Annotated in this window: 9 protein-coding genes; 3 read left to right on the top strand and 6 right to left on the bottom strand. The window is 44.8% G+C overall.

Features of this window, described 5'->3' with window-relative positions; translation table 11 throughout:
* Positions 1–273 precede the first annotated feature (273 nt).
* The 3 genes from EWV68_RS11950 to EWV68_RS11940 all read right to left on the bottom strand — a co-directional run bounded on the left by EWV68_RS11950 (position 274) and on the right by EWV68_RS11940 (position 1,013).
* Positions 274–507, bottom strand: coding sequence for a DUF2283 domain-containing protein (locus EWV68_RS11950; RefSeq protein WP_002769319.1), 234 nt, complete (start codon positions 505–507; stop codon positions 274–276).
* Entirely contained in the window at positions 492–818 is a 327-nt protein-coding gene (locus EWV68_RS11945; RefSeq protein WP_002797545.1) for a hypothetical protein, read from the bottom strand. Before EWV68_RS11945 ends, EWV68_RS11950 begins: the two co-directional genes overlap by 16 nt.
* Positions 819–920: 102 nt before the next feature.
* Positions 921–1,013, bottom strand: coding sequence for a hypothetical protein (locus EWV68_RS11940; RefSeq protein WP_287169900.1), 93 nt, complete (start codon positions 1,011–1,013; stop codon positions 921–923).
* Between the two features lie 21 nt (positions 1,014–1,034).
* Between EWV68_RS11940 and EWV68_RS11935 the strand changes: the two genes are divergently transcribed.
* Both EWV68_RS11935 and murJ read left to right on the top strand, forming a co-directional pair.
* Entirely contained in the window at positions 1,035–1,241 is a 207-nt protein-coding gene (locus tag EWV68_RS11935; RefSeq protein ID WP_287169902.1) for a hypothetical protein, read from the top strand.
* Positions 1,186–2,913 (top strand): murein biosynthesis integral membrane protein MurJ, encoded by a 1,728-nt coding sequence (gene murJ / locus EWV68_RS11930; RefSeq protein WP_287169901.1) that lies wholly within the window; start codon positions 1,186–1,188, stop codon positions 2,911–2,913. The genes EWV68_RS11935 and murJ overlap by 56 nt, the downstream gene beginning before the upstream one ends.
* 41 nt (positions 2,914–2,954) lie before the next feature.
* Here murJ and EWV68_RS11925 read toward each other — a convergent pair whose 3' ends face one another.
* From EWV68_RS11925 to EWV68_RS11915, 3 genes are read right to left on the bottom strand one after another with little or no spacing between them, the layout of a single operon-like run.
* The gene (locus EWV68_RS11925) at positions 2,955–3,605 is read right to left on the bottom strand and encodes a hypothetical protein (RefSeq protein ID WP_287169899.1); all 651 of its coding nucleotides are present in this window, start codon (positions 3,603–3,605) and stop codon (positions 2,955–2,957) included.
* A gap of 41 nt (positions 3,606–3,646) precedes the next feature.
* Entirely contained in the window at positions 3,647–4,927 is a 1,281-nt protein-coding gene (gene hisS / locus EWV68_RS11920; RefSeq protein ID WP_287169898.1) for a histidine--tRNA ligase, read from the bottom strand.
* 20 nt (positions 4,928–4,947) lie between these two features.
* Positions 4,948–6,858, bottom strand: coding sequence for a heavy metal translocating P-type ATPase (locus EWV68_RS11915; protein ID WP_287169896.1), 1,911 nt, complete (start codon positions 6,856–6,858; stop codon positions 4,948–4,950).
* A gap of 6 nt (positions 6,859–6,864) precedes the next feature.
* Here EWV68_RS11915 and EWV68_RS11910 point away from each other — a divergent pair, with 6 nt between their 5' ends.
* Complete coding sequence (locus EWV68_RS11910) at positions 6,865–7,173, top strand: hypothetical protein (RefSeq protein WP_061431173.1); 309 nt, start codon at positions 6,865–6,867, stop codon at positions 7,171–7,173.
* Positions 7,174–7,380 lie beyond the last annotated feature (207 nt).

Genomic DNA, 7,380 nt, shown 5'->3' with positions numbered 1-7,380 from the left:
TATTAACCTGTTTGTGCCTTAAGTCCTTACCTGTATGGATTTCAGCTACTTTTGAGCGTAGGCGCTCTCATCGAATTTTATTTTAAGTTAATTATTTGCATAACAATTCCCGAAGAGCCCAATTTTTTTTAGACTGAGTATGCTATCTAACAAGTCTTTTTACTCTTGAATACGACATATTTTTATAATATTACGTTACGCCATGCCGACCAATCTTGCCGTTGCTTGAACTGTCAAAACAGTGTGATCGCCGATTGCGTAGGGTGCGTCCCATTATCCCACTAATCGAAAAGCAGCATCAATCGGCAATTGTAACGGTAAGGATTGATTCCAGCGTTTCGAGAAAAATAAAATCTCCAAATTCTCAATCTCCCCAGAAGTCGGATTTAGACGAGCGACAATTTCATCCCCAATCTCCTCCGACTCTTGATCTGCATAGGGAGAACAGACATCTACATAAAGAATATCTCCCGTCGGGTCATAGCGAAAAGTTAGATTTTTTTCCATACCATTATTCCCCCTGTAATTTTTCGGGCTGTGTATATAGTCACGATCCAATGACGACTAAGATTAGATTGGGAAACCACCACCACAATTAAAAATCGTCCCGTCCGAATCGTTGAAAACCACTTAGAAAATAACAACGCCTTTTCATCGTGATCGCTAGAACGAATTAAATCTGGATCAGCTAAAGTCTGGGCTAATTGCTCCTCATAATCGGGTAATGTACCCGGATGGCGAACAATAATATGCTGTTCTCGCTCATCGGTTAATTCAACCTCTACTTCTAAATAACTACAGAAAAAAGACCTGGTCAAATTTTCTTCATGTCTCCAAAACTGATCTTAAATTTAAAAACCAAAACTTAATCATCGGCGATCGCTGCTGCCAATATCAGATACATGAAACGTGAAAACAACTCAGCCTTGCGACAAAGCATAAGCTAATTGCTCTTGATCAGAAGCCCCAATCAGTCCTTCCTCTGAAGACATTGTAACATCAATCCCTCGCATCCTTAAACCTTTGGCGATCGCATGAGAAATCCTTTCATCCAGTGCGATCGCTTTAGCCTTGGCAACTGCGATCGCTGGTGGGCATTGTTAAGTTTTCTTGAACGGGCGATTTTCGTGATCAAGAGTAGAACCATCAATATTTATGGTTCGGTTGGCCCTTGGTATGATACGGATGTCTGGGGGGAAATGGGTGTTATACATTCCAGTCAAATTAAATTTGACAACTAGAGAGCGCTTTTCTGCGGGAACACAGAAACGGGTAGAATCGATCAATGCAGTTGTTTTCTTTCGAGGTGTCGTCATTAGTAAGAAAGCTACCCGTTCCTTAGCCGGTATTGCCGGAATTGTCGCCGTTGCCACCTTAATCAGTAAGGTTTTTGGTTTAGTCCGCGAACAGGTAATCGCCGCTGCCTACGGTGTTGGGCCGGTGGTGAACGCCTACGCTTTTGCCTACGTTATCCCCGGTTTTCTGTTAATTCTCCTCGGTGGCATTAACGGCCCCTTTCATAGCGCTTTGGTCAGTGTTTTGGCCAAAAGAGATAAATCCGAGTCCGCGCCGATTGTCGAGACTGTCACCACCCTAGTCAGCGCGATTTTATTAGCTGTCACCGTCTTTTTAATCGTTTTTGCCAATATTTTTATCGATGTTCTCGCCCCCGGTTTAGATGCCGCCACCCGCAGTATGGCCATTCAACAACTGCAAATTATGGCCCCCATGGCGGTTTTAGCGGGTTTAATCGGCATCGGTTTCGGTACTCTCAACGCGGCGGATCAATACTGGCTACCGAGTCTCAGTCCGCTTTTTTCCAGTGTAGCGGTGATTATCGGGGTGGGTTTGCTGGCCTGGTCACTTGGCGATCGCATTGATGAGCCGCAATATATTCAACTGGGGGGTTTTGTCCTCGCCGGCGGTACTCTCGTCGGGGCGCTCTGGCAATGGTTAGCACAAGTGGGCGCACAAGTCAAGGCAGGTTTAGGAAAATTAACATTTCGTTGGGATTGGCGGATACCGGGGGTGTCGGAGGTGTTGCGGGTGATGATTCCGGCGACCTTATCTTCGGGAATGTTGCATATTAACGTTTATACTGACCTCTTTTTCGCTTCTTTTATCGAAAATGCCGCCGCATCCATGCGTTACGCCAGTTTTATCGTTCTCACGCCCTTAGGCATCATGTCCAACATGATTCTCGTGCCGTTTATGCCGATATTTTCTCGACTGACGGAACCGGAAAATTGGGGAGAATTGAAGCAAAGAATCCGTCAGGGTTTATTATTGACGGCTTTAACCATGTTACCCTTCACGGCTATCTTTATCGCCCTCGCTTTCCCGGTAGTGCGAGTTATCTATCAACGGGGTGCCTTTAATCTGGCTGCCTCGGAACAGGTGGTTCCCGTATTAATGGCCTACGGTTTCGGGATGTTTTTCTATCTCGGCCGCGATGTATTAGTACGAGTGTTCTATGCTTTGGGTGATGGCGACACTCCCTTTAAGGTGAGTATGGTGAATATTTTTCTCAATGGTGTGCTGGATTTCCTCTTGTATAAACCTTTTGGTACTCCGGGGATTGTTTTAGCAACCGTGGGGGTTAATATCCTTTCCATGGGCATTTTTACGGTGATTTTAAATCGTCGTTTAGGGGGTTTACCTCTGGGAGAATGGGGTTTATCCTTATTGGGATTAACGGTAATTACAATGCTTTCTGGTGTTGTTAGTTGGGGAGCTAGTTGGGGTTGGGAAAAGGTTTTCGGTGCTGGTAATATTTTCCTACAATTATTACAGTTAGGTTTTGCCTCAACGGTAGCGGTGGGTTTATTCCTCCTCGGTGCGATGTTATTGAAGTTACCAGAATTAGACATATTAATCTCGCGAGTTCGTCAGAAGTTCTTGAAAAAATCTTAGGTTTAAGTTGCTGCCTCACCTCATCATTACATACTATCAGGTTATTTATTTTTAGGAATTGGGGGAAGTTGCGGTGATTTTCGGCGAGAATTAGAACCGGATATTTTCGGGGGTAGGGGTGCAGAATTGCGATTGGATAAACTTTGAAGGCTCTTTTTCATATTAGCAGGTTCCGGCAGTTCTAGAGTTACCCCTTCTCTAGCGGTCATTGTTTGCCCCGGTAGGCATAAATCAAAAACAAAGGCGTAATTATTGGTTAAATCAGCAAATTCTAATTTTACCATCTCCGGAGAGGATTCTTGTGCTAATAAAGGTTCAATTTCGGTTTTAATTAACTGTTCTAATTGAGCCAGATAATTGATCTTAACAGGAGTAACAATTAAAGTTAACATTTCTTGCCAACCTTGCCCCCCCAATTCTGCCAGAATATCCCCATAACAGCGAATTTTCCAGCTACCTATTCCTAAATCTCGATAGGAAAAAATTTCTAGCCAACCCCCGGCATCCGATCGATAATAATGAGTATATCTTTCACTACTTTCGGGAGATTCGTAATCGATACGCACTTCAATATGAGCAAAAGGAGAATCCAGACGGGCCAAGAGACGATAGTTTCCCGAGACAATTTCTAGAGAATTATTAGAAATTGTGTGTCCGTGATTCTCCCCTTGTTTTTGCAGTATAAATTCCATAATCCTAGCCTAGGCCTAATGTTTGGCCATGACGCTAAAACTTAGGATTTGTGCCGAGAGATTTGCGCTTTTAATTCCCTTGCTTGTGTCAGTAAATCCGCTTGGGTTAGACTAATTTGTTCTTGGGTGGCCATCCATTTCAGTTGTACCGTGCCATTTTCAGCCTCAGCATCCCCCAAAATTATACAGCCCACCGCCTTAGCTCGATCGGCCCGTTTAAATTGTTTCCCGAAAGCGCTGCCGCTTAAGTCTAACTCGACGCTAAACCCCAATCCGCGTAATTGCTGCGCTAATACCGCACTGCGCGCCTCAGCTTTTTCTCCTTTGGAGACGAGATAAAAATCGGGAACCAAAAAAGATAAAGATTGCTTTTGTTGTAATAATATAATCAGACGTTCTAAACCGATCGCCCAACCCACTGCTGGTGTGTCTGGACCACCTAATTGAGCTATTAAACCATCATAACGACCCCCACCGCAAACCGTGGCTTGAGCGCCTAAATCATCGGACTGAATTTCAAAGGCCGTATGGGTGTAATAGTCCAATCCGCGCACTAAACAGGGATTAAGATTATAGATAACTCCCAAATCGGTTAGTAAAGATTGCACCCGTTCAAAATGCTTTTGAGAATCACTGCCGAGATGTTCAAGAATACTGGGGGCATTCTCACAGATAATTTTTGTTTTCTCGTCCTTACTATCCAAAATTCGCAGGGGATTTTTTTCTAATCTCTGTTGAGAATCCGCGTCTAAATCAGCTTTGTAGGGAGTCAAATAATCTAGCAAGGCCTGACGATAATTTTGCCTATCTTGGGCATTTCCCAGGGAATTAAGGTCTAATTTTAGGTTTTCTAGCCCCACAGCTTTTAATATCTCGCTGGCAAGGGTAATTACTTCCACATCCGCCCTAGGATCATCACTTCCCAACAATTCGACCCCGATTTGATGAAACTGTCGCTGCCTACCCGCTTGCGGACGTTCATAACGAAACATCGGCCCCTGATACCAGAGTCTTTGTACTCCTCCAGCGGCCTGTAATTTGTGTTCAATATAGGCGCGAACGACCCCAGCCGTTCCCTCCGGTCGCAAAGTCAGGGAACGTTGACCGCGATCAAAGAAAGTGTACATTTCTTTACCCACCACGTCCGTCGCTTCCCCGATACCCCGTTCAAAAAGTTGCGTCTGTTCAAAAATGGGAGTTCGTATCTCTTGATACAGCGCAGTCCCTAAAATTCTGGCAGCAGTTTCCTCTAACCACTGCCAGTAACCGACCTCCGCCGGTAAAATATCTTTTGTGCCTCGGATTGCCTGGATTTCGCCCATAGTTCTCTGTATTTTTATCCCTATTTGAACAATCTTAAACCGCTTAGAGTCACTAATACCGTCGATCCTTCATGACCGATGACACCAAGAGGTAAAGTTATATCACCGGCAAAATTGGCTATTAGCAATATGCCGATAAATGCGAGGGCGAAAGTGATATTCTGTTTAACGATGCGATTGGCACGACGACCAAGGTTAATCGCGCTGGGAATTTTGGCTAAATTATCGGACATAAGGATAATATCGGCCGTTTCCAAAGCGACATCACTACCAGCTTTTCCCATGGCAATCCCCACATTAGCCATAGCTAAAGCGGGCGCGTCATTAATGCCATCCCCCACCATAGCGACAGTGTGATATTTTTCTTGCAGATTTTGGATAACGGTTAACTTATCTTCGGGCAGTAAATCAGCGTAAACCTCCTCAATGCCGAGTTTTTCAGCGACTTGATCGGCACTTTGTTGATTATCACCCGTAATTAAAACGATATGTTCGATACCGACCTTTTTTAGCTGCTTCACCAGATTAACTGCCGATTCACGAAGGGTATCGGCCACGGCGATCGCACCGATTATCTGATTCTCTTGTACTACCCAGACGAGGGTTTTACCTTCTTTTTGTAAACGTTCGCGGATAGCTAAGATATTCTGGTCAAGATCGGAAATATGGTCACGAATATAGGCAAAATTGCCCACAGATACCGACTTATCGGCAATTTTTCCCGTGATACCCCGTCCCGATACCGCTTGTACCTGATTAGCACTGAAGAAATTTATACCACGTTCCCTGGCTGTGGCGGTAATAGCGGATCCGATGGGATGTTCCGAACAGGATTCTAGGGATGCAGCCACCGCTAACACCTCATTTTCGCTGACTGCATGGATAGAGATAATTTCCACCACTTGCAACTTACCAAGGGTGAGAGTGCCGGTTTTATCAAAAGCGATCGCTCGTATGCGGCCGATCATCTCCAATCTTGCGCCATTTTTGAATAAAATCCCCTGTTTTGCCCCGTTAGCGATACCCGATAACAAAGCTGGCATAATCGAGGCCATTAAAGCACAGGGAGAGGCCACCACGAGAAAAATTAAAGCCCGATAGATAGTGGTTTCCCAGGTCCAACCCCAGAAAAAAGGCGGTAAAATCCCGAAAATAAAGCCCAAAATCACGATAATTTTCGCATAACCCCGCTCGAAACCTTCGATAAACTGTTGGGAGGGAGGGGATTCATTTTGCGCTTTTTCTACCAAACGAATCACCCTCTCAATTAAGCGACTTTCGGGGGGAGTTTCCACCTTTAAACGTAGCACTCCCGCACCGTTGAGAGTTCCCGCAAAGACTTCTTCCCCGATGGTTTTATCCACGGGAAGCGATTCTCCGGTAATTGGCGCTTGATTAATGGGACTGTTTCCCTCCATAATAATGCCGTCAATGGGGATTAATTCACCCGGTTTGACCAAAACTGTATCACCGATCCGTAATTGCTTGATAGGAACCTCTTTTTCCCTGTCTCCCGTGATTAATCTAGCAGTATCGGGAGTCATAGCCATGAGAGAACGAATATTGCGATCGGTTTTTGCCATGGCAATCTGTTCTAAAGCACCACTAATAGCGAAAATCAGGATTAAAACGGCTCCATCGATGATGAGATAGTAATTACTATCCCAGAGTCCCAAAATCGCCGCCCCCAAGGCCGCTACAATCATTAACAGGTCCACATCCAGTTCTTTTTCCTCCCATAAAGTCGTCAATCCTGCTTGGGTACTCTCGTATCCTCCCACCACATAGGCGATCGCTAGTAGGATAAAAGCCAGGCCGATCAGATTAAAGTGTAGGCATAACCAACCAAAAAAGACTAAAATAGCGCAAATTCCTGCGGCAACTGCCGAGGAATACTCAGACAACCAAGAGGACGAGATACTCTGAATCATGGATCGATGGCAATTACTTTTCTCCCCATTCTAGAAAAAATTGGATCGATGCAGAAACCCCCTAGGACGTTATCCCCTGCAGCTAACCTAACCGATAATAATTGGAATTTTGCCGAGGTTTGGATCGATCCGCTGCTATCTCCTCCCTATATCTTGCTTTTACTCGCTGAATCTTCAGGAAACTGTCGCGTGTACGATCCCTCCGAGGGTTATCAGGTGGTATTCACTGGTGCGAGTTACGAGGAAGCGGAAAATTGGCTACTAGAGGACGAATTTGAACCGGTAGAGGGACGACTTTCGGCAGTAGAGATATAATTTCCTTATCTTCTTTCCCCCTTTCTTCGATGCTATCCTTACTAAAAAAGCGATGGAATTGGCTAAAATCGCTCTTTATTAGCAGTCCGAAGGCAATTAACCCCAAAGAAGTCAAAAATACTCCTCCAGAAGCCAGCGACGCACCAGAGGGATAGATTGAACTCATGAAAACCGACACGATTTTCTACCGACTTTTTCAAACCTTTC

The sequence above is a fragment of the Microcystis sp. M_QC_C_20170808_M9Col genome (genome assembly GCF_007095495.1).
Taxonomy (GTDB): Bacteria; Cyanobacteriota; Cyanobacteriia; order Cyanobacteriales; family Microcystaceae; genus Microcystis; species Microcystis aeruginosa.
The sequence above is the reverse complement of the archived record's forward strand: the minus strand, read 5'-3'. Positions and strand labels throughout refer to the sequence as shown.

Bases quoted from the DNA above. Each gene is read 5' to 3' on its own strand.
- EWV68_RS11950 (WP_002769319.1), bottom strand. From the start codon at position 507: ATGGAAAAAAATCTAACTTTTCGCTATGACCCGACGGGAGATATTCTT.
- EWV68_RS11940 (WP_287169900.1), bottom strand. From the start codon at position 1,013: ATGCGAGGGATTGATGTTACAATGTCTTCAGAGGAAGGACTGATTGGG.
- EWV68_RS11935 (WP_287169902.1), top strand. From the start codon at position 1,035: ATGAGAAATCCTTTCATCCAGTGCGATCGCTTTAGCCTTGGCAACTGC.
- murJ (WP_287169901.1), top strand. From the start codon at position 1,186: ATGTCTGGGGGGAAATGGGTGTTATACATTCCAGTCAAATTAAATTTG.
- EWV68_RS11925 (WP_287169899.1), bottom strand. From the start codon at position 3,605: ATGGAATTTATACTGCAAAAACAAGGGGAGAATCACGGACACACAATT.
- hisS (WP_287169898.1), bottom strand. From the start codon at position 4,927: ATGGGCGAAATCCAGGCAATCCGAGGCACAAAAGATATTTTACCGGCG.
- EWV68_RS11915 (WP_287169896.1), bottom strand. From the start codon at position 6,858: ATGATTCAGAGTATCTCGTCCTCTTGGTTGTCTGAGTATTCCTCGGCA.
- EWV68_RS11910 (WP_061431173.1), top strand. From the start codon at position 6,865: ATGGCAATTACTTTTCTCCCCATTCTAGAAAAAATTGGATCGATGCAG.